The 24,974-nt window shown below is 44.4% G+C and carries 18 protein-coding genes and 1 tRNA gene; 10 read left to right on the plus strand and 9 right to left on the minus strand.

What is annotated here, in order from left to right:
- Nucleotides 1–82 precede the first annotated feature (82 nt).
- Nucleotides 83–1,084 carry a 2Fe-2S iron-sulfur cluster-binding protein gene (locus J3U64_RS01640; RefSeq protein WP_267408061.1) on the plus strand — a complete coding sequence of 334 codons (1,002 nt, stop codon included), beginning with the start codon at nucleotides 83–85 and terminating at the stop codon, nucleotides 1,082–1,084.
- Between the two features lie 7 nt (nucleotides 1,085–1,091).
- Complete coding sequence (locus tag J3U64_RS01645) at nucleotides 1,092–2,675, plus strand: phosphoethanolamine transferase (protein WP_267408062.1); 1,584 nt, start codon at nucleotides 1,092–1,094, stop codon at nucleotides 2,673–2,675.
- A gap of 244 nt (nucleotides 2,676–2,919) precedes the next feature.
- On the opposite strand, the gene clpA is transcribed toward J3U64_RS01645, so the two are convergent.
- Together clpA and clpS are read right to left on the minus strand one after the other, a co-directional pair.
- Nucleotides 2,920–5,214: an ATP-dependent Clp protease ATP-binding subunit ClpA gene (clpA, locus tag J3U64_RS01650; RefSeq protein WP_267408063.1), complete on the minus strand. Its 2,295-nt coding sequence runs from the start codon at nucleotides 5,212–5,214 to the stop codon at nucleotides 2,920–2,922.
- A gap of 139 nt (nucleotides 5,215–5,353) precedes the next feature.
- Nucleotides 5,354–5,659: an ATP-dependent Clp protease adapter ClpS gene (clpS, locus tag J3U64_RS01655; protein WP_100140028.1), complete on the minus strand. Its 306-nt coding sequence runs from the start codon at nucleotides 5,657–5,659 to the stop codon at nucleotides 5,354–5,356.
- 226 nt (nucleotides 5,660–5,885) lie between these two features.
- On the opposite strand from clpS, the gene J3U64_RS01660 reads away from it, so the two are divergent.
- Nucleotides 5,886–6,089 (plus strand): cold-shock protein, encoded by a 204-nt coding sequence (locus tag J3U64_RS01660; RefSeq protein WP_025330479.1) that lies wholly within the window; start codon nucleotides 5,886–5,888, stop codon nucleotides 6,087–6,089.
- Nucleotides 6,090–6,489: 400 nt separating this feature from the next.
- Here the strand turns inward: J3U64_RS01660 and J3U64_RS01665 are convergent, their stop codons facing one another.
- The gene (locus tag J3U64_RS01665) at nucleotides 6,490–7,728 is read right to left on the minus strand and encodes a uracil-xanthine permease family protein (protein ID WP_100152432.1); all 1,239 of its coding nucleotides are present in this window, start codon (nucleotides 7,726–7,728) and stop codon (nucleotides 6,490–6,492) included.
- A 188-nt stretch (nucleotides 7,729–7,916) separates the two neighbouring features.
- Here J3U64_RS01665 and J3U64_RS01670 point away from each other — a divergent pair.
- From J3U64_RS01670 to J3U64_RS01695, 6 genes are all read left to right on the plus strand, one after another.
- Nucleotides 7,917–7,992, plus strand: a tRNA-Thr gene (locus J3U64_RS01670).
- 781 nt (nucleotides 7,993–8,773) lie between these two features.
- Nucleotides 8,774–10,453 (plus strand): MFS transporter, encoded by a 1,680-nt coding sequence (locus J3U64_RS01675; protein WP_100140026.1) that lies wholly within the window; start codon nucleotides 8,774–8,776, stop codon nucleotides 10,451–10,453.
- Nucleotides 10,454–10,477: 24 nt separating this feature from the next.
- On the plus strand, nucleotides 10,478–11,734 hold the full coding sequence (locus J3U64_RS01680; protein ID WP_267408064.1) for an HlyD family secretion protein: 1,257 nt from the start codon (nucleotides 10,478–10,480) through the stop codon (nucleotides 11,732–11,734).
- Complete coding sequence (locus tag J3U64_RS01685) at nucleotides 11,731–13,137, plus strand: efflux transporter outer membrane subunit (RefSeq protein ID WP_267408065.1); 1,407 nt, start codon at nucleotides 11,731–11,733, stop codon at nucleotides 13,135–13,137. The genes J3U64_RS01680 and J3U64_RS01685 overlap by 4 nt, the downstream gene beginning before the upstream one ends.
- Nucleotides 13,138–13,265: 128 nt before the next feature.
- Entirely contained in the window at nucleotides 13,266–14,102 is an 837-nt protein-coding gene (locus J3U64_RS01690) for an RnfABCDGE type electron transport complex subunit B (protein ID WP_267408066.1), read from the plus strand.
- 90 nt (nucleotides 14,103–14,192) lie between these two features.
- Nucleotides 14,193–14,636 carry an META domain-containing protein gene (locus tag J3U64_RS01695; protein WP_267390149.1) on the plus strand — a complete coding sequence of 148 codons (444 nt, stop codon included), beginning with the start codon at nucleotides 14,193–14,195 and terminating at the stop codon, nucleotides 14,634–14,636.
- Nucleotides 14,637–14,738: 102 nt separating this feature from the next.
- Here the strand turns inward: J3U64_RS01695 and fumC are convergent, their stop codons facing one another.
- A complete protein-coding gene (gene fumC, locus J3U64_RS01700) occupies nucleotides 14,739–16,127 on the minus strand; it encodes a class II fumarate hydratase (RefSeq protein WP_100140021.1) in 1,389 nt (462 codons plus the stop codon).
- A 372-nt stretch (nucleotides 16,128–16,499) separates the two neighbouring features.
- On the opposite strand from fumC, the gene J3U64_RS01705 reads away from it, so the two are divergent.
- Nucleotides 16,500–18,266 carry a cation:proton antiporter gene (locus J3U64_RS01705; RefSeq protein WP_267408067.1) on the plus strand — a complete coding sequence of 589 codons (1,767 nt, stop codon included), beginning with the start codon at nucleotides 16,500–16,502 and terminating at the stop codon, nucleotides 18,264–18,266.
- 245 nt (nucleotides 18,267–18,511) lie between these two features.
- On the opposite strand, the gene sbmA is transcribed toward J3U64_RS01705, so the two are convergent.
- The 5 genes from sbmA to J3U64_RS01730 all read right to left on the minus strand — a co-directional run bounded on the left by sbmA (nucleotide 18,512) and on the right by J3U64_RS01730 (nucleotide 24,845).
- Nucleotides 18,512–19,714: a peptide antibiotic transporter SbmA gene (gene sbmA, locus J3U64_RS01710; RefSeq protein WP_323811343.1), complete on the minus strand. Its 1,203-nt coding sequence runs from the start codon at nucleotides 19,712–19,714 to the stop codon at nucleotides 18,512–18,514.
- Between the two features lie 512 nt (nucleotides 19,715–20,226).
- The gene (locus J3U64_RS01715; RefSeq protein WP_267408068.1) at nucleotides 20,227–20,946 is read right to left on the minus strand and encodes a 5'-methylthioadenosine/adenosylhomocysteine nucleosidase; all 720 of its coding nucleotides are present in this window, start codon (nucleotides 20,944–20,946) and stop codon (nucleotides 20,227–20,229) included.
- A 140-nt stretch (nucleotides 20,947–21,086) separates the two neighbouring features.
- The gene (recD, locus tag J3U64_RS01720; protein WP_267408069.1) at nucleotides 21,087–22,871 is read right to left on the minus strand and encodes an exodeoxyribonuclease V subunit alpha; all 1,785 of its coding nucleotides are present in this window, start codon (nucleotides 22,869–22,871) and stop codon (nucleotides 21,087–21,089) included.
- A 35-nt stretch (nucleotides 22,872–22,906) separates the two neighbouring features.
- Nucleotides 22,907–23,602, minus strand: coding sequence for a lipoprotein-releasing ABC transporter ATP-binding protein LolD (gene lolD / locus J3U64_RS01725; protein ID WP_100140016.1), 696 nt, complete (start codon nucleotides 23,600–23,602; stop codon nucleotides 22,907–22,909).
- Nucleotides 23,595–24,845 (minus strand): lipoprotein-releasing ABC transporter permease subunit, encoded by a 1,251-nt coding sequence (locus J3U64_RS01730; RefSeq protein WP_100140014.1) that lies wholly within the window; start codon nucleotides 24,843–24,845, stop codon nucleotides 23,595–23,597. The genes lolD and J3U64_RS01730 overlap by 8 nt, the downstream gene beginning before the upstream one ends.
- Nucleotides 24,846–24,974 lie beyond the last annotated feature (129 nt).

Below are 24,974 nucleotides of genomic sequence, written 5' to 3' on the forward strand. Positions count from 1 at the left end.
TTCTTAAAACGCATCTGCACATTTGGCTTTTATTTCACAGCGTTCTAAAATAGCCAACTCGTTAAAATAAGCTAAAACTAAAATGAGTTATCAAATAACGGTTTTACCAGCCGGTGAAACTTTTCAGGCACCAGAGGGAACATCACTGCTACAGGCAGCAATCGATCAGGGGATCATGCTGCCGCATGCGTGTAAAAGCGGCTGCTGCGGAGCGTGCAAAGCTCAGCTAGTCAAGGGTCAAACTACTGAAATCAACCCACAGTCTGCCCTGAACAGTAATGACACAAATCAGCAGGATATATTACTGTGCTGCCAAAGTGCCAAAACAGACCTAACTCTATATTTGCCCAACTATAATGGCCATTCAGCACAACCAGTACAAACGCTGACTGCACGAATTGAAGATATTCGCTATTGTGGCCATACTGCCATCCTATCGCTGAAGCTGGCACAGCGAAAACCATTTCATTTCACTGCCGGCCAATATATCGATATTGTGCTATCCGATAATCAGCGCCGTAGTTATTCGATAGCGGGTTTTGACACAAACAGCCGGCTGTTAATTATCCATGTACGACGTCACCATGGTGGCGTCTTTTCCGAACAACTCTTTGATGGCCGCTTGCGCCCGAAAGACATTCTGCATTTTCACGGGCCACTGGGCAATTTTCAGTTAAACAGCCAGCAAAAACCACTTATTATGTTGGCCTCCGGTACCGGTATTGCACCGATTGAAGCCATGCTGGAAACACTGAAACAACAGCAATTTCAACTACCGGTATCAATATACTGGGGTATGGCAGCAGAAGAAAATTTGTATGATGCTGCCGTGCTGGATAAGCTTTGTTCAGAGTTAGCACAGGCACAGTGGTCAGCAGTATTGTCGCATCCATCAGCATCATGGAAAGGTGCACGTGGCTATGTTCAACAAGCGGCACTGGCTGCTCATCCAGATATGAATAAATATGAAGTGTATGCATGCGGCCATCCGCAAATGATACATCAGGCCAAAAATTTATTTACAAATCAGGCTGGATTGCCTGAAGACGCATTTTTTGCTGATAACTTCACCCCAGCTGTCTGAGTGATCTATGAAACTAACGCCCCGTAAACATTATGCACTGAATGTATTACTCTTACTTATTTACAGCATCGTAATGATTTATGCACTGGCCTACCCGCCAAATCCTAACCGCATAATTGAAACATGGCTGGTCAGCATATTATTGCAACGTTTCTGCTCACGACTATGGTGCATCATGATGTGGCTGAGCGCAATCATTGTTCTGTTCTATCATCCTACTGCTACTCTGTACGGAAAACCGAGTTTTGGCATCGTCACTTCATTACTTAGTACCACAGCCAGTGAAGCAAGTGAATACATAGCAGCCATATCATGGCATACCTATGTAATGACAATTGTTCTGGCCGCTATACCGCTACTCATTATGCGTTTCAGCCGCCATACGGCTGTCCCACGCTGGCGCGGCTACTGGGCTATTCCGCTTGTGATCGTACTAATGGTAATGACAGTACAGACAGCGCGCAAAGGCTATACTACCGGTGGATTTGCCCTACGTGCACAGCCAATAGAATTTCTGGCCGATGCTTATCTGCAACCGCGTGCCTACTTCGCCGAACTAGCAAAGATGAAAGCCGACTTAGCTAAACCAGATAATTGGCAAATTAGCAGTAGTCAACAGCAATACCGCAACTATGTATTGATTATTGGTGAAAGTGCCCGCGCAGATTATTTACATCTATACGGATTCAAATATCCGGACACCCCGTTTCTGGACAGGCACGCCAGCATCATCATGGATAACATGCTGTCTGCCGGTCCCAATACGCCCATCTCGCTCTTACACGGTCTTACTCTCAGCCATGGTAAATCATTCTCAATTCAGAATAATGTGATTACTCTGGCGAAAAAAGCCGGAATGGATACAGCATGGTTGTCAAATCAGGGGGCACTTGGACAATACGATACATCCATTTCAACGATTGCTCATCAGGCCAATCACGTCACATTTCTAAAAACTACCGGCTACGATTTCGGCCAACGCAGTTATGATAATCAGCTCATTGAGCCATTGCAGAAAGTACTGGCTCAGCCTCTGGTTGCTGGTCAGTCCCGCCTGATTGTATTGCACATTATGGGTTCTCATCCCAACCCATGCGACCGGCTGCCCAACCCGCCACAGCACTATGTGGAAAATAACAACAGTAATTGCTATATCGATACCATTCGTCAGACAGACACCCTATTAAGCCAGATATATACAGCATTGCAGCAAAATGGTGAGCCTTTCAGCATGTTGTATTTTAGTGACCATGGCCTGAGTCATGACAAAAACACCTTTGAGAAAAACAGTTTAGTACGTTCTTCAAGCATCCTGCGCCACAACGACCATTTTTATCAGAATTATCATGTCCCGTTAGTCATTATCAACAGTGATCAGCCTAGGCAGACACACAATCAGGCTCAGCGTAGTGGGCTGGAACTATTAGACGGAATTGCACAATGGCTGGGCATCCGCTCACCACAACTACCATTTGCCAATCAGTTTTTCAGCACGGCAAACAGTAACAATCCGCAGGTTCTCGACTTCAACCAGCATTTACAATCCGTCAAACAGCTGCGGGATGATCCTTTGCCTGCGGATTTACAGTAAATAAACTCATTATACTAACTATCTGTAATAAAAAATAAATATCCCTGCTCAATTTATTCAGCAGGGATATAACATTACTTTTGATTTAATTTTCTTAAACATTTTCATTTGATTTGTATCAAAACACACTCAAATGAAAACATTATAATGAATTTACTTTGATTGGTTTCCTCTTGATGTGTGTGTTTAAGTGTGGCGTTTCGCCACACTTTTTTTTATTTTAATTTTAGCTTTCTTAGTCAAATCATTCAATTGTTACCGATTCCTTTTTCTTAGAACCGGATTGATTGGCGGCAGAAAAAACCAGCTTCACTTCATCAGACTGCGGCAAATAATCAATCAATACATCACCTCCTTCACTCAGACGGCCGAAGAGCAACTCATCAGCCAGCAGCTTACGAATACGCTCCTGAATCAACCGGTGCATGGGACGAGCACCCAGTGCAGCATCAAAACCGTGTTTGGCCAAATAGCTGCGTAAAGTTGGTGTGAATTCAGCCACCACCTGTTTAGCCAGCAATTGCTGCTCCAGTGCTAACAAAAACTTATCCACGACTTTCGCAATTATTGCTTGATCCAGAGCTGTGAATGGCACAATTGCATCCAGACGGTTGCGGAATTCAGGCGAAAACACTTTCTCAATAATGGTCAGACTATCAACCTGTCCGCGCTTTCCTGTAAAGCCCAAATTAGGCTTAGCCAATTCAGCAGCACCGGCATTGGTGGTCATAATCAGAATAACATTCCGGAAATCCGCACTGCGTCCATTATTATCCGTAAGATTGGCATAATCCATCACCTGCAACAACACATTGAACACATCCGGATGTGCCTTTTCAATTTCATCCAGCAGCAGCACACAATATGGTTGCTTATTGACTGCATCAGTAAGTAATCCGCCCTGCTCAAAGCCCACATAACCCGGCGGAGAACCAATTAGACGCGAAACAGCATGTGGTTCTATATATTCCGACATATCAAACCGCAGCAAAGGCAAGTCCAGCAGCTGCGCTAGCTGTTTGGCAACTTCAGTTTTGCCAACGCCGGTCGGGCCGGCAAACAAAAAGCTGCCAATCGGCTTATCAGGCTGTTTGAGACCAGAGCGCGCCATTTTTATCGACGCCACCAGTACATCAATAGCTTGATCTTGTCCAAATACTTTTGCTTTTAAATTATCAGCCAGAAAGCGCAATACCTGCTTATCATCATGTGAAACGGTGTTTTCTGGAATACGTGCAACTTTTGCCACAATCGCCTCAATTTCAGCACGGCCGATAACTTTACGTTGTCTGGATTTCGGCTGGGTTTTTTGTGCTGCCGCGGCCTCGTCTATAATATCAATAGCTTTATCTGGCAGAAAGCGCTCATTAATATAGCGAGCAGACAACTCAGCAGCTGCCTGAAGCGCACCTCGCGTATAGCGTACCTGATGGAAATTTTCAAATGCAGGTCGCAACCCTTGTAATATCTGCACCGTTTCAGTTACCGATGGTTCTACAATATCTATTTTCTGAAATCGTCGGCTTAAAGCATGATCCTTATCAAAAATAGTACGGTATTCCTGATAAGTTGTGGCGCCAATACAGCGCATACTACCTTTAGCCAATGCCGGCTTAAGCAAATTAGACGCATCCATCGTGCCGCCAGACACACTGCCGGCACCTATAATGGTATGAATTTCATCAACAAACAATACCGCCTTATCTAGTTCGCCCAATTCTTTAATAACGGCTTTCATGCGTGCTTCAAAATCACCGCGATACTTGGTACCGGCAAGCAAAGCGCCCATATCCAGCGAAAAAACCACTGATCCTTTGATAGATTCTGGCACCTTATCTTGTACCAGCATATAAGCCAGCCCTTCTGCCAGTGCCGTTTTACCCACACCGGCTTCACCTACCAGTAAAGGATTATTCTTACGCCGCCGGCACAAAGTCTGAATCAGGCGCTGCATCTCCTCATTACGGCCAATAAGCGGGTCAATTCGGCCGGCAAGAGCCTCCCTATTCAGATTAACAGTATAATTTTCTAAAGCTTTTACTTCTGCCTTGCCCGCATCTGCCTCATTATTTTGTTCAGTATTTTTATTCTGAACCGGATTATGATTGCCAAGTGTCAGATAGCGCAGCACATCCAGACGGTTCACGGACTGCGATTCAAGAAAATAAACCGCGTGGCTGTCTTTTTCTGACATAATGGCCACCAGAACATCCACAGGTGTCACCTCACCTTCAGTATGCGCAGCACGTACATGCACAATTGCCTGCTGCAATACACGCTGAAATCCAAGCGTAGGCTCCAACTCAGACTGCTCTGCCACACTTTCCGGCAACACCGGTGTATTCTCATGAATACTTTGCTGAAGCTGTTTGGCTAGCAATTCATTATCCACCCCTACAGCCCGTAGCACCCCACTCACATCTTCACTTTGCTGCAACAGGCCGAGCAGTAAATGCTCCACACCAATAAACTCAAACGCATGGTTCCGAGCCTCGGCATAAACATACTGCAGAATTTTTTCTAGTTGCGCCGAAATCATACCCGACCTCCTGACAAAGTAACATTTTCAATTCAGAATGCAACACACAGCATTATCAGCATATACATGAAGCACTCACGTTAAAAATCAAGTAACACCCGCCGAGTGTACCGTGGCATCTAGGTTTTAATACAACATCTCATTCTTCTTCAGTCAGACACCGCAAAGGAAAGCCAGCAGCTTCGGCACGTTCAAGCACCTGATTGCATTTGGTTTCGGCAATATCCTTCTGAAACACCCCACACACACCGCGTCCAGACTCATGCACCATCAGCATAATGGCAATCGCCTGAGTATGTGGCAAATGAAACACTTCCATGAGTACAGTTACCACAAAATCCATCGGTGTGTAATCATCATTCAACAATACCACTTTATAGCGCTTCGGTGGCTTTAACATGCTTTCCTGATTCTGGCTAACAGTTTGTGTTCTAGTATTTGACATTGTGCATAAATCTACATGTATCTGTGGGTTTTTAGTAACGGTTTTAATAATTTTATCATTTTTCGGTAAGCTTGCTTGACGTTAGTTCTTAACCTATGTAAAAAGACTACTTAACAAGTCAGACATAGACTGCCAAACAAATAGTTGTACACCTGTTCACTGATTTGTAGGTTCTGCTGTGTCGCAAACTTGTTCTTTATTTTGTTTTTTATGTATAGGAAGTTTCATGGCAACTGGTATTGTTAAGTGGTTTAACGACGCTAAAGGTTTTGGTTTTATTACACCTGATGAAGGTGGTGAAGATTTGTTTGCTCATTTCTCTGCAATCAATATGAACGGGTTCAAAACCTTGAAAGAAGGTCAACGCGTATCTTTTGACGTGACCACAGGTCCAAAAGGTAAACAAGCGGCCAACATTCAGGCAGCTTAATCTTAGCCGGTTGTCCGGTTAGACAAAAATAGCGGCAATGCCGCTATTTTCTGTTTGATACTGAATATACTTACATTCTGCAATTACCAGTAGCCTGTCATTTATTCATATCAGCTCAATTAGGACCAGTTAGTTAGTTTAGACACATCAAATTTAATAGAATTCAAATAAATAACTGAATTTGCTAAATAAATAGCTGGTCCGATTTTTAATTTATTGTACTTAAAAACCTGAATAATGTCCTGATTCAGAAAATCCTATCCGTTCCCCCGTCAGAATACAATTTTCATAAGTAACTATATCAAGCACACTGTTGCTCTCTTTATCTAAACTTCTTATTAGTCTGCACAAAAAAACCGCAGCCTATTAGAAGCTGCGGTCTTCAACTCAAATCTGATAGTTATTCTGCTTGAACGGATGTTCCGGCTGGAAGCAGTAAATTCAGCACTATTGCCAGTAAAGCACATAGTCCTACACCAGCAAAAGCCATGGTACCGATTTTCACAACCATGCCACCTACACCCACAATCAAAACAGAACTCACAATCACCAGATTACGCGGTTGCATTAAATCCACTTTAGCATCAATCAGCGTTTTTAGCCCCAGAGAAGCAATCGTGCCAAATAGTAGCAACATGATACCACCCATTACAGGCAACGGAATTGAGCTCAGAAAAGCATTAAATTTGCCAAAAAAGGCCATTAAAATCGCAAACACAGCTGCCCATGTCATAATTACCGGATTACTATTCTTGGTAATCATCACCGCACCGGTAACTTCACCGTAGGTTGTTACCGGAGGGCCGCCGATTAAACCGGCAATACACACACCTAAACCATCTCCAGCTAAAGTTCGATGTAAACCGGGGTCTTTCACATAATCATTACCCGTCACCTTACCAATAGCCATAATTCCGCCAATGTGCTCAATAGCCGGCGCAATCGCTACCGGCAGCATAAACAGCGCAGCCTGCCAATTAACTTGCGGAGTAGCAAAATGGGGAACAGCAAACCACGGCGCCGCAGCCATAGCACTGGTATCCACCATTCCGGTTAGCAATGCCATTATATAACCGGCTGCCACACCTATCAGAATCGGAATCAAACGCATCATCTTACTGCCGAATACCGTCACAATTACTGTTACCGCAAAAGTAAAACCCGACAAAAACAGCGAATGCGCATAATCCACAACTTGTTTATCACCGGACTTACCCATAGCCATATTACAGGCTACCATCGCCACAGAAAGCCCAATTACCATAATCACCGGACCAATAACCACCGGCGGCAGCAAACGGTGCACTGAAGCCAGCCCGCGCCACTTAATCAGCGCAGCAAAGACAAAATACATAAAGCCAGCAGCGAACAGGCCAAACATAGTCGAACCCAAACCCCATTCCTGCATGGCATATATAATCGGGGCAATAAATGCAAATGAAGAACCCAGATAAATCGGCACCTTACGTTTAGTACAAATCTGAAATAATAACGTGCCAACACCCGCACCCATCAGCGCCAGAGCTGGGTTTAGCCCTGTTAACAACGGCACCAGAACCATGGCACCAAAGGCCACAAACAAAATTTGTGCGCCGGCCAGCGCTAGTTTAAATTGGTGTCCCACCCAGACACTCCCCATAAAATAATCAAAAACTCTTCATTATAGTCTAGTACCAAATAAAAAATAGTTATAATTTGTCGCCAATCAGCTAAAGCTTGAATAATTTAATTAATTTTTAAATCATAGCCTTATTTGTAAATTTAAAAAATAATTCCCATTAACTCTTGCGTATTTGTTCATTATTGCGCATAATGCGCCTCTCTTTAGCCGGCATAGCTCAGTTGGTAGAGCAGCTGACTTGTAATCAGAAGGTCCCGAGTTCGACTCTTGGTGCCGGCACCAGTTAAAAAAAAGCGTAATCAAACGATTACGCTTTTTTATTTGCAATTTAATCATTATATCTCTCGAATAATCAGTCCACAATCTAAGTTTTCCCTTCTACACACCTAATCTAATAATAACGCACCCGCCATATATAACCTATGGATTACAACGCTAATCAGTTGAGCCAGCCTAAACAAAACATCCGGTACAAATAAAATACTGAATTTTATTTTCTGAAGATTTAGAGTCGAAGAAGCCTCCCACTCCTTCAAATCCATTGAGTATCTTGCTTTTCAAGTCATTCCCAACGCTTTATTAGCACCTTCACCCATAAAAACAGGCATAACTCATCCCAATTTACATAATTGATGACTGAAAAAATTAATTCAGGCATTTATATTTACTTTAAAATAATGGTTGTGTTTTTAAACTCTCGTCTATGTCCAAAAAATACTGTTAGGCAACACTATCCAACTACATTAGATGCAACCAATAAATAAAATTGATTAATAAATTTTAGTATTTATTAATCAATTCATATTAGAGCACCCTCATCACAAATTAATAATTCAATACAGCAAATAACAAAAAATTTAATTAAAATAAATTGTTAATCAAAAATCTTCATCTCAAGTAACTATTACATCTGTTAAATTATTGTTAGCAGAAACCAATAATTTGTTTTAGAATATGCAAAAGCTGAACCAACATCGCCCATCCACCTGAGCTGCTCAGGATTACTGGATGGCGTTTTTAATTGTGGCCGACTCAGCATAATGTAACTTGCAATAATCAACTCATGTCTCATACTACCTATCAGTTAAAACCGCATGAACGCCCAATGATGGCCGGTTCCCCTTCCTTTCCGGACCATCCGTGGAAACGCCGCGTCTGCTATGCCATCATCGGCGTGATCGTAGGCTTAACTGCCGGATTTACTAATGGCATGATGCTGGCCAATATTCCTCAGATTCAAGGCTATTTGGGGCTGACACCCGAACAAGGAGGCTGGATACAAGTCTCTTATTACATGTTTAGTGCCATTATTAGCGTCTTACTATTTAAAATTCGACAGAATTTCGGCTTGCCACGTTATGTTAGCTATATTGTTACGGGACTAATCATTACCAACTGCCTGCAATTTTTTTTCCATGATTATCATATGGAATTATTTGCTCGCGGTATGAGCGGACTCGTAGGTGGCAGTTTAAATAGCATGGCCATGTACTACATGATGCAAGCCATGCCCGCTATACATCGCGGTAAAGGCATACTACTCGGCCTCGGCTTGACCCAGCTAAGCCAGCCGCTGGCCAGATTTCTTTCTCCTTTGCTGTTGCAGCACGAACAATTTCAGCTAGTGTTCAGCTTTCAGCTTGGCATGGCGTTGCTGGTATGCGGAGCCGTATGGCTACTTCCTATTCCTTCTGGCTATCTGGAAAAATCATTCGAAAAAATCGACCTAATTAGTTTTCCTCTAATGGCTGCAGGCATCGCCTTTATTTCCGCTGGTGCAGTGCAGGGACGCATTGTCTGGTGGGACAAAGACTGGATTGGCTGGCTGTTTGTTGCCGGCGTTGTATGCTGTATGCTTTCCGTAATTATTGAATACAACCGCAAGCGGCCAATGTTTGATATCAAATGGATGATGCATACCAACGGCATGTTACAGGTATTGGTTTTCGGCTCACTTATCCGCGTAGCCCTGTCCGAGCAAAACATGGGGGCAGCTGGTCTAATGACAGCATTAGGTCTAAGTAACGATCAGATGATTCATTTCTATGCCGTAACATCTTGTGGCGCAGCATTGGGACTAATGACTAGCGTACTAACATTCAAACCTACCGATATTAAATTACCACTGGTGATTTCATTCGCCATCATCGCCATTGCCAGCTTTATGGAAGTTGGACAAAATCAGTGGTCGCGACCAGTGAATTTTTACCTACCAGAATTCATGATTGCTTTTGCATCATTATTCTTTTTCGGTCCTGTGATGATGGAGGGTATGATTCGCGCGCTGGCCAAAGATCCTGTTTACATCATGAGCTTCTCCGCTGTATTTGGATTTTCACAAACTGTCGGTGGTCTAATTGGTTCAGCTCTGCTGAACGCCTTTATCACCATCCGTACCCGTGTGCATTTAATCAATAGCGCCGATGGTTCCTATTTAACTGACCCTCAGGTTAATCAGCTCATCCAGCAAAATGCGCAAGCCAGCCAGCGATTCAGCTTCGACAGCACATGGAATCACGCATATGGCGTGAGTAAATTGATTCAGCAAGATACCATGCTGGCACAAGTAGCCGCTTACAATGATTTATTCGTTACCGTAGGCATTGGTTCATTAATCTGTTTTCTAGTAGTTGGCGCACAACGCTGGTGGCATCAGCTGCATGGCACCAACCCTATCGGAAAAGAACTCAGAGGCTTTGCAGCAGCACGCCAGCGCGCGATGCAGGAACCGCCCAAACAATAAGCTGAAATAATATTTAGGATAATAATGACAAACACACCACAAAACACATCTGGACAAAAACCAGATACCGAAACAAACAAGCCTGAAAACTCGGCATCTGCCACCCAAAATTTAGGCAGCGCCTCTTCATCAGCACAGACCGGTGACAAACAGACCAGTTCAAATCAAAACAACGGTGCTCCGGCCGCCGGCCAGAATAACACGTCACCCACTCAGCCATCAGCCAATCAGTGGCAGCCACCTAAACGCAAATGGTTTGTCACCGCTATGCTGGTACTGGTGCTGATGCTGGGTGTTCTAATGATTTTACGCGCATGGAAATTGCCACCATTTCGCAATTCCATGGTTTCTACCGATAATGCTTATGTACGAGGCCAGACCACTATCATTAGTCCTCAGGTCACCGGCTATGTTACCAAAGTATATGTACAGGATTTTGATGAAGTAAAAGCTGGTCAGCCACTTATTCAGATAGATGATCGCATCTATAAACAGAAAGTAGCGGCTGCGGAAGCCGGAATTGGTCTGCAAGATAGCTCCCTAGCTAATTACGAACAAAACCGCCGTATCAAAGAAGCCAATCTGGTTGCCAGAGAAGCAGATATAGCCAATGCACAGGCTCAGCTGGAAAAAGCACAGGCCGATATGGCAAGGGTAAATGTACTGGTGGCAGACGGCTCTCTGTCTTTGCGTGAGCGTGACCAGACACGTGCCGCATTAAAACAGGCACAAACCGGCGTTGCAGAAGCCAAAGCCCAGTACCGCGTTGCTCAGGAAGACCTGAAAAGCACCCATGTCAATAAGGGCGGCCTGAAAGCCAATGTGGATAATGCACATGCCCAGCTAGGTCTGGCACAGATTGACTTGTCCAATACGGTAGTGAGAGCGCCGGAAAATGGCCGTCTAAGTGAAATCAGCGTTAAAAATGGCCAACTAGTAAATGCAGGCACACAATTAATGTTTCTGGTACCGGCACGCAAATGGGTAGTGGCCAATTTCAAAGAAGCTCAGACAGCCAATATTCGAGTTGGCCAGCCAGCATGGTTTACCGTAGACGCATTAAACGGCGCCAAAATCAGAGGCACTGTGGAAAAAATCTCACCAGCTGCAGGCAGTGAATTTTCCGCCATCAAACCTGATACCACCACTGGCAACTTTGTCAAAGTACCGCAACGCATTGCCGTACGCATCCGTATCGATAACCATAACGAACTATTTGAACGCCTGCGTCCCGGCATGTCGGTAGTAGTCAGTATTGATACCACTAGGGTGAAAGCATGAACGCCCCACTGATTAAGTTATCCATACTTACGGCTATTGCTATCGGCCTCAACGGTTGTATTCCTCGTATACCGGCTGTACCGGCCACAGCACGAGTACAAGCCCCCGCTCACTGGCACGAACAATCCACACCAACTAATCAGAACGCAGATGCTCAATGGTGGAAACAGCTGAATGACCCTGTGCTGGATCAGCTCATCAATGAAGCTCTAACAAACAATATTGATTTAGCTCTGGCTCAGACCCGTGTTCAGGAAGCACTAGCTCAGGAACACGCCTCGCGTGCCTCGTTGCTACCTTCACTGGAGGCCAGCGGTGGCACCACCCGCCAGAAAAGTCTGAATGCGTTTGGAGTGGCCACTTTAACACGAGTAGAACAGCCCAGTTTTCAGGCCGCCTATGAACTGGATGTATTCGGCAAAAACCGCCATGCCTATCAGGCTGGACGTTTAAACCGACAAGCCACTGAAACGGCCGAAGCTGCCACACGCCTGAGTGTAATCAGCACCACAGTGAAATCCTATATTACCCTACGAGCTCTGGATGAAAAACTCAATCTGCTACAAAAAACATTAGATGCACGACAGCGCGAACTGAAAATTGCCCAGTCCAAAGCCAATGTTGGTTATACATCCAAACTTGAGCTAAATCAGGCACAAGCAGAGTATGCCGCCACATTGCAGCAGATTCCGGCAGTCCAATCGAGTATCAGCCAGCAAGAACATGCATTGAGTATGCTGGTTGGCTCCAGCAGCCGCACCATTGAGCGTGGTTTACCATTATCCCAACTGCAAGCACCGGCCATTCCTGACATGCTGCCGTCTGAACTGATGCAGAATCGTCCAGATATAGTTCAATCTTCATTATTACTGGCTGCCAGCGATGCCAATCTAGCTTCAGCGCGAGCAGAGTTTCTACCGTCAGTGAAAATCAGTGCTGCTTTTGGCCGTATTTTTTCCACTGCTCCGATTAAAGAACCGGTAAACGTCTGGAGTATAGGCGGCAGTATACTGGCACCCATCTTTGAAGGCGGTAGTATCAAGGCCAACTTTGATTTGAATGTAGCCAGACGCAACGAAGCTGCATGGAATTATCGAAAAACCGTGCTCACAGCGCTAAAAGAAGTGGAAGACCAGCTCTCCGCTAGCTACCGTCTGCAAGAACAGGAACAAGCATTGGAAATGGAGCAGAAAGCACTGGCAAGTGCTCTACATCACGCTAGCAACCGCTATCGTGCCGGATATTCACCTTACTTAGACGTACTGGACAGTCAGCGCAATTTACTCAGTGTAGAAAGTCAGCTAATTCAGAGTAAAGCGGATTACCTGAACGCACAGGTTTCACTATATCAGGCATTGGGTGGCGGCTGGACACCAGCTAGAAACACTGATACCCATCATTGATACTTGGACTTATTTCTCGAAACAAGCATAATTTTTTTAACGGTCAGTCAGCACCCTGCTGCAAATTGGCACAACATCCAGTATGTTAAAATTGATTTTTAATTAGTATTCGTTTAATCAGTTTTATTATGTTTATTGCTTCAGAACACATCGACCGGCTATTACCACAAACCCAGTGCAGGCAATGTGGCTATCAGGGCTGTGCCCCTTATGCACAGGCATTAAGCCGAGGCGAGGCAGCCATTAATCTGTGTACACCGGGAGGAATGGCCGTTATCTGTGATCTGGCGCAATTACTCAATGTACCGGTTATCCCTCCTGCTGACACCAATAAAGCTCAGCAGCCTAAGGCTATAGCCATCATTGATGAAGACGAATGTATTGGGTGTACCGCCTGTATCAAAGCCTGCCCAGTAGATGCCATTTTTGGTGCAACCAAGCAAATGCATACCGTTATTACCAACGAATGCAGTGGATGTGAATTATGTCTGCCCCCCTGTCCGGTAGACTGTATCCATATGCAGCCAGTAGCAGACCAATGGTTACCCCGCTCTCGTCTTTTAACTGAAGACATTCAAAATGAGCGCTTTGCCGCAGCTAAACAGGCTCATACCCGTTTCCAACACCGTAACGAACGCTTGCATCGTCTACAAAAACAAAAACAACAGCAACTACAGGCACGGCAGAAGAAAACCTCAGCCACAACAACTAAATTAAATTCAGCAAGCAACATCAATCCAGCGGCTCTGATTGCCAAAGCCATGGCTAAAGCTCATACTCAGCAGCAGCAACGACGTGTGCCGGATAATCACGATTCATTTCAGCAACAGCAGATTGCCAAAGCTCAGCAACAGGCCAGCTACCGCCGCGCCATGCGTGATTTCCAGTATGGAAATGAAAAGCAAAAAGCAGAGGCACAGGAATGGCTGCGTTTATACAAACAACAGCACGAATCCCAACAATAATGCGCTTAACCTGACAAAATTAAATAAAAATGCTAAAATTATAGGCTAAATTAAAATTATTTAGCTGTATAAATTAACGAAATTAAACAAATGAAAAAGCTGAAACTGATTCTGGCTACCGTGACTGCCCTGTTAATGGTTAGTGCCTGTGCCATTGCAGATAAACCCAATACCCGTTATCTGTCCGGTAACTGGCAAATTCGTACTTTAAATGGTGAGCCTACTCCTGATACCAGCGCTCGAATCCGTTTCGACCCAAATACACACCAATATTATGCTTTTTTTGGCTGTAATCATATCCAAGGTAACTACCGAGATTTTCGCCACACTCTGCATCTAAGCCAACCCTTCGGTATCGATAAAATGTGTGCCAACATCGAAGATGAACGCACCGGTACCGGTACCCTCGGTTTCGTTAATTCATGGCGTATCATCAACGATACCACCGGAGTGCGGCTGCAACTGTTAGATAAACAGCACTATGTACGTGTCGAAGCTCGTCTATTAAAAGACGCCGACAACGAACAACATTAAGCTTTCCATTACATTATTAGCAATAAATAATCTACAAGCACTTACAAAACAAAAATAGCCACATTGTCGTCCGCGACAATGTGGCTATTTAATTACTCTGAATTAATGCGGAGCAATCATATCTTCAGGAATCACCCACTCATCAAACTCTTCGGCAGTGAGGAAACCCAGCTCAATAGCAGCCTGTTTCAGGCTGGTATTTTGCGCATAGGCAGTTTTGGCGATTTTAGCAGCTTTTTCATAGCCGATATGGCGGTTCAGAGCTGTAACCAGCATTAGAGAATGATGCAAATTGGCATCAATTTTCTCACGTACCGGTTCAATACCTTCCGCACAACGCAGATTAAAACTATTACATGCATCTGCCAATAAGCGAACTGATTGCAGAATATTAAACACCAGCACAGGCATAAACACATTCAGCTCAAAGTTACCGGACGCACCGGCTACAGTAATCGTCGTGTCGTTACCCATTACTTGTGCTGCGACCATCGTCATAGCCTCACACTGAGTAGGATTCACTTTACCCGGCATAATACTTGAGCCAGGCTCATTGGCTGGAATAGTAATTTCACCAATGCCACAGCGCGGGCCACTGGCCAGCCAGCGGATATCGTTAGCAATCTTGTTCAGACTTACTGCCAGTGTCTTCAGGCTACCAGAAGCAAACACCACAGCATCACGGCCAGCAAGTGCTTCAAATTTATTTGGTGCAGTTACAAATGGTAAACCAGTCAGTTCTGCTAGTTTTGCTGCCGCTTTTACCGCATATTCCGGATGGCTGTTCAGGCCAGTGCCCACAGCAGTACCGCCCAATGGTAACTCATACAACCAGTGCAATGCTTGTTGCAAACGTTCTAAACCATGATCCAACTGGCTAACATAGCCACTGAATTCCTGTCCTAGTGTCAGCGGTGTAGCATCTTGCAAATGTGTACGGCCAATTTTAACTATATCCTTGAAGGCTTCAGCTTTCGCCGCCAGTGTGTTTCTCAATGCTTTTACTGTTGGCAACAAATGCTGATTAATTTGGATAGCCGTCGCTACATGAATGGCTGTCGGGAATGAATCATTGGTAGATTGAGCATGATTCACATGATCATTTGGATGCACTGGTTTGTAGCTACCACGAGGCTGTCCGGCAATTTCGTTTGCCACATTAGCCAGAACCTCATTCATGTTCATATTGCTCTGCGTACCAGAACCAGTCTGCCACACAACCAGAGGAAACTGATCTGCCAGTTCGCCAGCCAGAACACGTTCTGCCGCCTGTACAATCAGTCCGGCACATTCGTCACTGATGCGTCCGAGCTGCTGATTGGTCAATGCAGCTGCCTTTTTTACCAAAGCCATGGCCTGAATCATGGCTGGCGGCAAAGTTTCACCACCGATATCAAAATTTTGCAGGCTACGCTGAGTTTGCGCTCCCCAATAAACATTTTCAGATACAGCGATCTCACCCATGCTGTCATGTTCAATACGTGTATTCATAACGTCTCCATGATTACGCACACATTTTATTTAAAATAAAACAAACATTTGTGCAGCGGTCAGGCATTAACTACACTCGCAGACCCTCTGGAATATATTTAATCCCCATTCTAAAGAAGCTTAATTGTGCAGCGATTCAGCTATCTTAGCCACCAATTTATCACATTTGTAAATAGATATTAATATAAACATAAGATTTGATTATAAATTTCCAACATCATTTACCTATCAACACTAAACTGAACTTAGATACAAATTCCTAAGCTAATATCCTAACTGCATGCCACTCTAACAGCTATTGATTATGAAAAAAAATAATAGAGGGAACAGTTTGTGGCAGAATAGAAACTACCAAACAACACATATAAAATAATGGATATAGCCTTTCAGTTTTCAGCATTACTGGCACTGGGCATAGGTGCACAATGGCTGGCGTGGTATCTGAAACAACCATCCGTACTGTTTCTGTTGTTCACTGGCATTATCATTGGACCAGTGCTGGGATGGTTTCAGCCTGATAAAGTCATGGGCGACCTCCTTTTTCCGTGTATTTCTTTAGGTGTAGCCATTATCTTGTTTGAAGGCGCCCTTACGCTGCAATTTCACGAAATCAGCCAGCATGGCCGTGTAGTTCAAAATCTGGTGACCTTTGGCACCCTCATTACTATTTCAGTATTATCACTAGCTACCTATTGGCTGTTTAAACTGGACATACGGGTGGCTATACTGTTTGGTGCCCTCGTCTGTGTCACCGGCCCAACTGTTATTGCGCCCATGCTGCGTAGCGTCAGGCCACGTACAAAGATTGCCAATATTCTGCGCTGGGAAGGCATTATCATCGACCCCATCGGCGCCATTGCCGTTGTACTCGTCTACGAGTACATAGTTTCCAACGGCCACGAAAATTCACTGCTGCTTTTTAGCAAAATTGTGCTGGTAGCTGTAATCTGTGGTGGGCTGGGTGCTGTAATTCTAGCCAATGCCATCAAACGCTATTGGCTGCCGGAATACATGCGCAACGTCGTCACCTTTGCATTTGTACTTATTCTGTTCTCTTTTTCCAACTATCTGGAAAGCCAATCCGGCTTGCTCACGGTAACGATTTTAGGACTTGCACTAGCTAACTGGCCCCAATTTCCTCGTCAAAGTATTCTGGCGTTTAACGAATCCCTTACCTTACTCTTCATTCCGACATTATTCATTATTCTTGCGGCACGTATGGACCTAGCTGCGCTACTTGGTCTTGGCTGGCACGGATTGTTGCTACTGATGATTGCCATGTTCGTTGCGCGTCCGTTGGCCGTTTGGTTTTCTTCTATCCACTCCGGTTTAAGCGAGCAGGAGAAACTAATGATTAGCTGGATCGGACCGCGTGGTATTGTCGCAGCCTCGATTGCCTCATTGTTTGCAATGCGTTTAGAGCACCAGCATTTAGCCGGTACAGAACTACTGGCACCATTGGTATTTCTAATTATTATTGGTACCGTGTTGATTCAGGGGCTGGGCGCAAAAACAATTGCTATCATCTTGAAAGTACGCGAACCAGCCAATAACGGCGTACTGATTGTTGGCAGCAACGATGTCGCCCTGATGCTGGCTAATACCCTAAAACAACTGAATATCGATGTTTTGGTTGCCGATTATCACTACATACAGATTGCCCGTGCCCGCATGCAGGGTCTTCGCACCTATTTCGGTAATCCGGTATCAGAAAATGCACAGACACAACTCGACCTAATTGGCATTGGCCATTTGTTCGCCGTCAGCCGCGATAAAGAACTGAATACCTTATGTGAACTCCAATTTCGGCATGAATTCGGCGAGCAGAATATCTATCGTATCCGTTTTGCCGAAGAACAGCATTTAACCGCTCGCGCCCAGAAACAACATCAGTTTGTTTCCCGCCAACTGTTTGAAAAAGAGGTGACATTCGGCCGGTTGGAAAACATGCTAAACAAGCAGGCTCGCATAAAAATTACCAACATTACTGCTGCCTACAACTATCAGCAGTACTGTCAAGACCATCCGCAAGCAATTCCTCTGTTCTTACAGGATAAAAACAATACCTTATATATCATCAGCAGTGAATTTCAGCCAGCATCTGCCATTGGCAAAAGATTAATTGCATTGGATTACTGAGCATCAGTTCCGGAAATCTCAGCGAATATTGGCTCATTAAATGATTTGCTGTCTGAATCAGATTACAATTAGCTAATTTTCCGGCCAATACAATAAGCGCTAATCCTGACACGTCTGCCGTACTCAATGCCAGCAAATATGTAAGCATTGCCAGATAAATCTTCTGCCTGATATAAAATCAATATAAGATGGTTTTATGTTTTATGTGCAAACCATATAGCCAAAATAACGTAAGAATATAAATATTAATTTTTAGTATTTAATATCGATTCAAAAGCTTTCAAACGTTTATGAATCGACAATAGCTCAATAATAGTTTTCCACGAACTAATCAGATATTGGAACGAATCACGCACATTGCCAAACACGTTCAGAATCTGATTAATTAGCCCCAAAGTCATCGTGCCTGCTGCAATCGAAGGGGATAATATGAATAAACCGAATAAATTATCCAACTGCATGTACCATGTACTCACCAAATTAAAATAGGCGTAATGAAAATACAATCGGTAGTAATTCACCCTTACCCGCTCAAAAAGTTCTTTTAATGTAGCTGGCTGGGCGCGTGCAATATCATCCTCTCCATATACCAACTCTTTCCGGTAAGCCGCTTCTACTTTCTGATTATTGAATTGCAATCCCGGTAGCTTAATCCCCACCACCATCAGCAGCACCGTACCAAATAAAGACCAGCCTATCGCCGCCCAAACCAGCGAGTATTTAATTTCACCAATCAATGCAAGCACAGGTACATGGCTCGACAATTCAAATAGAATCGGTAAAAAAGCAATCAGCACCATCACAGCCCGTACCAGACTGACACACAATTCTTCCACAATAGTGGCAAAGCGCATTGTATCTTCCTGCACCCGCTGAGAGGCCCCTTCTACTGTATGTAATTTTGGCCAGTGGTCTATATAATACTGGTTCATCGCAGTGCGCCAACGAAACACATAATGGCTGACAAAAAAAGCATTCAGCATAATCATAGTCACCGAAACCATCGCAATCAGCAAAAATGTCAGCATATTCTGATAAATATTACTGATTGGCCCTCCACCACTGCTAAGCATCTTTTGTATCATGTCCCAGAACGGTCCATACCAGGCATTAATCGCCACACTTACCTGCACATTAAACCAGATGTTAAACAGAATTAATGCCGAACCCCATATAGACCAACGCTGCCATGGATGGCGTGCCACCACCGACCAGAAAACCGCGAATACCAACGTAGCCAGCACAAACCAGATATAAAACCATACAAAAGCGGGCGACCAAAAACGAGAAAGGCCAATAGCCAGAGGCTTATCAGCATAGCCTTGCGGAAAGCCGAACCATTCACCAGCAGACTTACCTCCCGTATACCAGAGAGCAATATTTAAACCAATCCACAAAATGGCAGACAAAAAAAACCAACGAGGCTTAGGAAAAAACGACTGGAACACAATTTCATCCTGACAAAAAAACTACCGGTTAAAAAAAGATGGTTTCAACAATGTCAGCTCGTGCGTCACCAGCCATATGCATGCATCAGCGGAGATTGTAAAGAAGCTATTAAAAAGCGAGTGACCAACAAAGTCAATCAATATAGTTAATCCAGTAACAAATTTATTTTAAACATCTGTTTGTTGTGTCTGCTAGTCTCAAGCACAGCAAATTGGCTTAGAGCATCCATTTTAAAATGGATTTGGATTTGTTCGTAAAAATTACGATACCCAAAAGTCCACCAGCAGAAAAAAAGATAGCAGAAAATGAGCAATGGCTAGAAAATTTAAAATATGCCATTTTTTCCACAAAAATATTATCCTCTATATTAAATATTTATTAGCTTATTTCACTATAAAAAGCAAAGAAACAAACCCATTATCATTATATTTTTAAGCATCAAAATACTTAAACGATGCAGGCAACTAATGTACAGCCGGCATCACTTTCCTGTAGCGCTTAATTTAACATATCATTCAGGGTTATTTTGCAGACCTAAAGTAATTAAATCAATTACCATGCGTGCAGAATTTTGGCCTGCTTGCTGTAAAAATTCATCAAAACTGATGGCAGCATTAGCGTCACCATTATCGGAAATGGCTCGGATGATGACAAACGGGATATGCAACTGATAGCAGGTCTGAGCAATGGCAGCGGCTTCCATTTCCACCGCCAGCACATCAGCAAATTTATCTTTGATGGCACTGTTCTGCTCGGCAGTACCAATAAACTGATCTCCGCTGACTATCAAGCCTGTATGGATATGTGCACCAGTGAATACTTGCGCCGCACAAGTAGCTGCTTCAACCAAAAGCTCACTAGCTTTAAATCTAGGTGGCAGCTGTGGTACCTGACCAGACTCATAGCCAAAAGCAGTAACATCGACATCATGATGAGCTACTTCTTGTCCTACCACCACATCACCAATCTGCATACCAGCTTTAAGACCGCCTGCACTTCCCGTATTAATCACATAATCAGGTGTATATCGTTCAATAATGATTGCCGTTGTCAGTGCCGCATTGACTTTACCTATTCCGCTTAGTGCCAGCACTACCCGCACACCCTTAATTTCACCTAGATAAAAATGCACTGCTCCAGCTACATCATCCTGACGTTTTTCCAGTTGAGTTAGTAAATAATCCAGCTCAGGCTGCATGGCAGCAATAACGGCAATTAAAGGTGTTGGCATCATTCAATCTTTGTCATATTTTTTTGATAAAAAACAGGATAGCAGAATTTACTTTCTACAGCCAGATAGACATGGATGCTTTCAATTTCACTGTTACCTAAACCTATCCAGATAATTTGATTTCACATTTAGTAGCAGAATTAAAATAAAGACAATTGCGACTGCTGTAATACTTTTCCAGCCAGAGCAGCACCCAGCCCACTGCGTCGTTGCTGGCTATTTTTAATTCCCTGAACCATTTGTCTGGCTGTACCACAGAAAATAAACTGCTCCCGTGCACGAGTCAAAGCAGTATAAAAAAGCGCTCGATTAAACAGTGGGTCATCCGCTGCAGCGTTAGTCTGAGGAGCCACAAACCACACACTATCATATTCCGAACCCTGACTTTTATGTACCGTAATCGCAAAGGCATCTTCGTGAGGAGGCAGACGGCTGAGAACCATCGAACGAAAAGAATTACCATCATTAAAATAGGCACACAGGTGACCAGAATGATTTTCATCAGGAAGAATGATACCTATATCGCCATTATACAAACCCACCGCATAATCATTCTGGGTAATCATGATAGGTAAACCAGCAAACCAGCTATCGGTATTCAGATGCAGCCGACTACGCAAAAACTGCCGGTAATGCCGATTAAATGCTTCAGCATCAGCTCGCCAAGCTGTCAACACCATAATATCATTTAGATGGCTAAAAACTGCATCAACATCATGATCGGCCACGGCCTGCCACCATGGCTGATGCAGAGCATACAAATCATGACACATCCGCTGCCAATCAGCCGAACGCACCTGCAACTGTGCCGGAAAGCGGCGGACGGCATTCATAGCACTTTCATCATCACCTTTAATACAGGCAGTCGCCAAAGCACCGATACCTTGCGTAGCATCAAAACGGTAGCTGTGACTCAATGTAGCCACATGACTTGCCATTCCAGCCTGACTACTGGTTTCGGGCAGAATCTGATTTGGCAGCAGCGTGGTAAGCTTTTGTTTTAGAGCAGGAGACAATACTGTCGGCCGCGACAACTCTGCTAATACATTACCAGCACCAACAGCTGGAAGCTGATTAGCATCACCAAGCAATATCAGACGCACATCCTCTTTCAGAGCACGCAGCAATGCCCGAAACAAAGATAAATCCAGCATTGAGGACTCATCCACCACCAGAATATCCACCGGTAAAGGATGCTCAGCATCATAAGGGCCTGTTAAAAGAGGCGGTTGTAGCTGAAGCAACCGGTGTACAGTTTGACCGCCAAGCCGTCCCAGCAAACGTCTACTGTCTTGATCCAAAGGTAGTTTACTTAAAGCTCGCTGCAAGGCATTGGCCATATGTGCTGCCGCTTTACCGGTAGGCGCCACCAAAGCAATATGCGGCGGACGTGATAATTTCCATGCGTGCTTGAGCACCAATCCCAAAATTTTGGCAACAGTAGTCGTTTTTCCGGTACCCGGCCCGCCATTTATAACCACAAAATGCTGTAATAGAGCCAGCGCCGCTGCAAACCTCTGCTGTGCACTGTCTGCATCCGGAAACCACTCAGTCAGATCAACAGTCACAGCCTCCATATCTAAAGGTACAGATTTTACTGTTGTGCGTTTCCACAGATTCTCAGCAATATCCTGCTCGAGTTGCCAGATACGGCCTGAAAACAAATGATTATCCAGCAAAACAAATGGCGTATACGCACCGGCTGCCCCTACCAGCATCCGACAATTGCGGACAGATGTCCGGTATTCGCGCGGAACAACAATATAACTGTCCCCCCGATTGAACGCCCATAACAGTGCATTAGCCCAAGGTTGCATCACAGCCCATTCAGCCGGAACAACCGTACCCAGCACCTGAGCCATTGCCGCCAGAGCCGGATGGTCGGGTTGTTCAGAGCCTGCCTGCACTGCTATTTCATTTGCCATACACTGCAACCATCATTAGCCATTAACCCTACGGTTCAGTTTGCTGCAAAAGGTATTAATTTCCCATCTGATACCGTTAATACCTCATCAAAACGTACAGCAAGCTCATCATCATGGGTCACCACTACCAGACTGGTGCCTAGCTCATGTTGCAAATCGAGCATCATATCGAGCACATTACTGGCATTTTTACGATCCAGATTTCCTGTAGGTTCATCCGCCAGAATACAGGCTGGATGAGTAACCAAAGCGCGAGCAATGGCAGCACGTTGCCGCTCACCGCCAGATAATTCACCAGGACGATGCGCCAAACGCTGTTTCAAACCCACTTTATCCAGCATTGCTCTCGCTTGTTCTTCCGCCTGTGCTTTGGGCATGTGACCAATCAACAAAGGCATCATCACGTTTTCCAGCGCTGTAAACTCTGGCAGCAAATGATGAAACTGATATACAAAACCCAAATACTGATTTCGCAGCTGACCAATGGCTTTCTGACTCAGCTCAGTAATATCACGCCCCATTAGGCGAATGCTGCCTGAGCTGGGTGTATCCAGGCCACCCAAAAGATGTAATAAAGTGGATTTACCACTGCCGGAAGCGCCCACCACACTGATACTTCGGCCACTCCCGATTTTGAAATTCAAATCATCAAGTACCGATACCTGTAAATGGCCATCATCATAAGTTTTACTGACATGTTCACATTCAATCACATATTCCGGCTTATTCATAACGTAATGCCTCCGCCGGTTGAGTTTTGGCAGCACGCCAGCTCGGATACAGCGTAGCCACAAAAGCCAGTAGCAAAGAAATCACCGCAATAGTACAAACATCAGTAAACTCCACATCCGAAGGCAGGTAGCTAACAAAATAAATTTGCGATGGAATCAAATGTTTACCAGTTAGGTGCTCAAAAAAGGCAACAATGCGGCCAATATTCAAACCAAGAGTGACACCAAACAAAGTTCCGAAAAAAGTACCCAGAAAACCGGCTACCGCCCCCTGAATCATAAAAATACGCATTACACCGGCTGGGGAAAGCCCAAGAGTGCGTAATATAGCAATATCTGCCTGCTTTTCAGTTACCGCCATCACTAATGAAGACACCAGATTAAATGCAGCCACCGCAATTATTAGCAGTAAAATAATAAACATCATGCGTTTTTCCATCTGTACTGCATCAAAATAACTGCGGTTTTGAAAAGTCCAGTCACGAATCCAAATTTCATTCTGTAATTTAGGTGGCACAATTTTGCGAATCACATCTGGTGCATTTTGTGGGTCAGCCAGTTTCAACCTTAGACCACTTACATTATTTCCTAGCCGGTAAAGCTTTTGAGCATCACTAATATGGGTTAAAGCCAGCGTATTATCCACTTCATAAATCTTGGTTTTTACTACCCCTACCAGAGTAAACTGTTTCAGACGCGGCACCATGCCAGCGGGCGTGACATTCCCATCAGGCGTGATAACAGTGATTTTGTCTCCAATATTAGCACCCAGCGCCTCTGCCAAATCCTTGCCCAATAAAATACCGAATTCACCAGGTTTCAGTGAAGCAAAACCATTTTTGGGCATGCCGGCTCCATAATCCACAACTTTGCCTTCCAGTGCGGGATCAATGCCGCGAATCTGCACTCCACGTACCTCGCCGGCATTGGCTAACAAAGCTTGGTCTGCTACATAGGGTGCCGTGCCCACCACCTGTGGATTCCCTTGTACTAACTTTTGCAAATCCTGCCAATGCTGATCCAAACTGTTTTCATAAAAGCCCATTTCAGCATGCGGTGCGACACTGAGTAACTGATTACGAATTTCTTTTTGAAAACCATTCATCACCGACAGCACCACAATCAAAGTAGTAACTCCGAGTGCGATACCAGCAATTGACACTGCGGTAATGAATGACATAAACCCGTTACGTTTCCTGGCCCGTAAATAACGTAAACCAATCCATGTTTCCAGAGATGCCATGAGTAAAAATTTCAATAGAAAAAACTGATTGTACCCGAGCGTAACGAGCAGCGTCATGCTCAACACTTACAATAATAATGTTAATATTCGTTAATCAAACTATCGTTTTGCACCAGCACCAGTTGAACA

The organism is Snodgrassella sp. B3800 (genome assembly GCF_026535865.1).
GTDB lineage: Bacteria > Pseudomonadota > Gammaproteobacteria > Burkholderiales > Neisseriaceae > Snodgrassella > Snodgrassella alvi_E.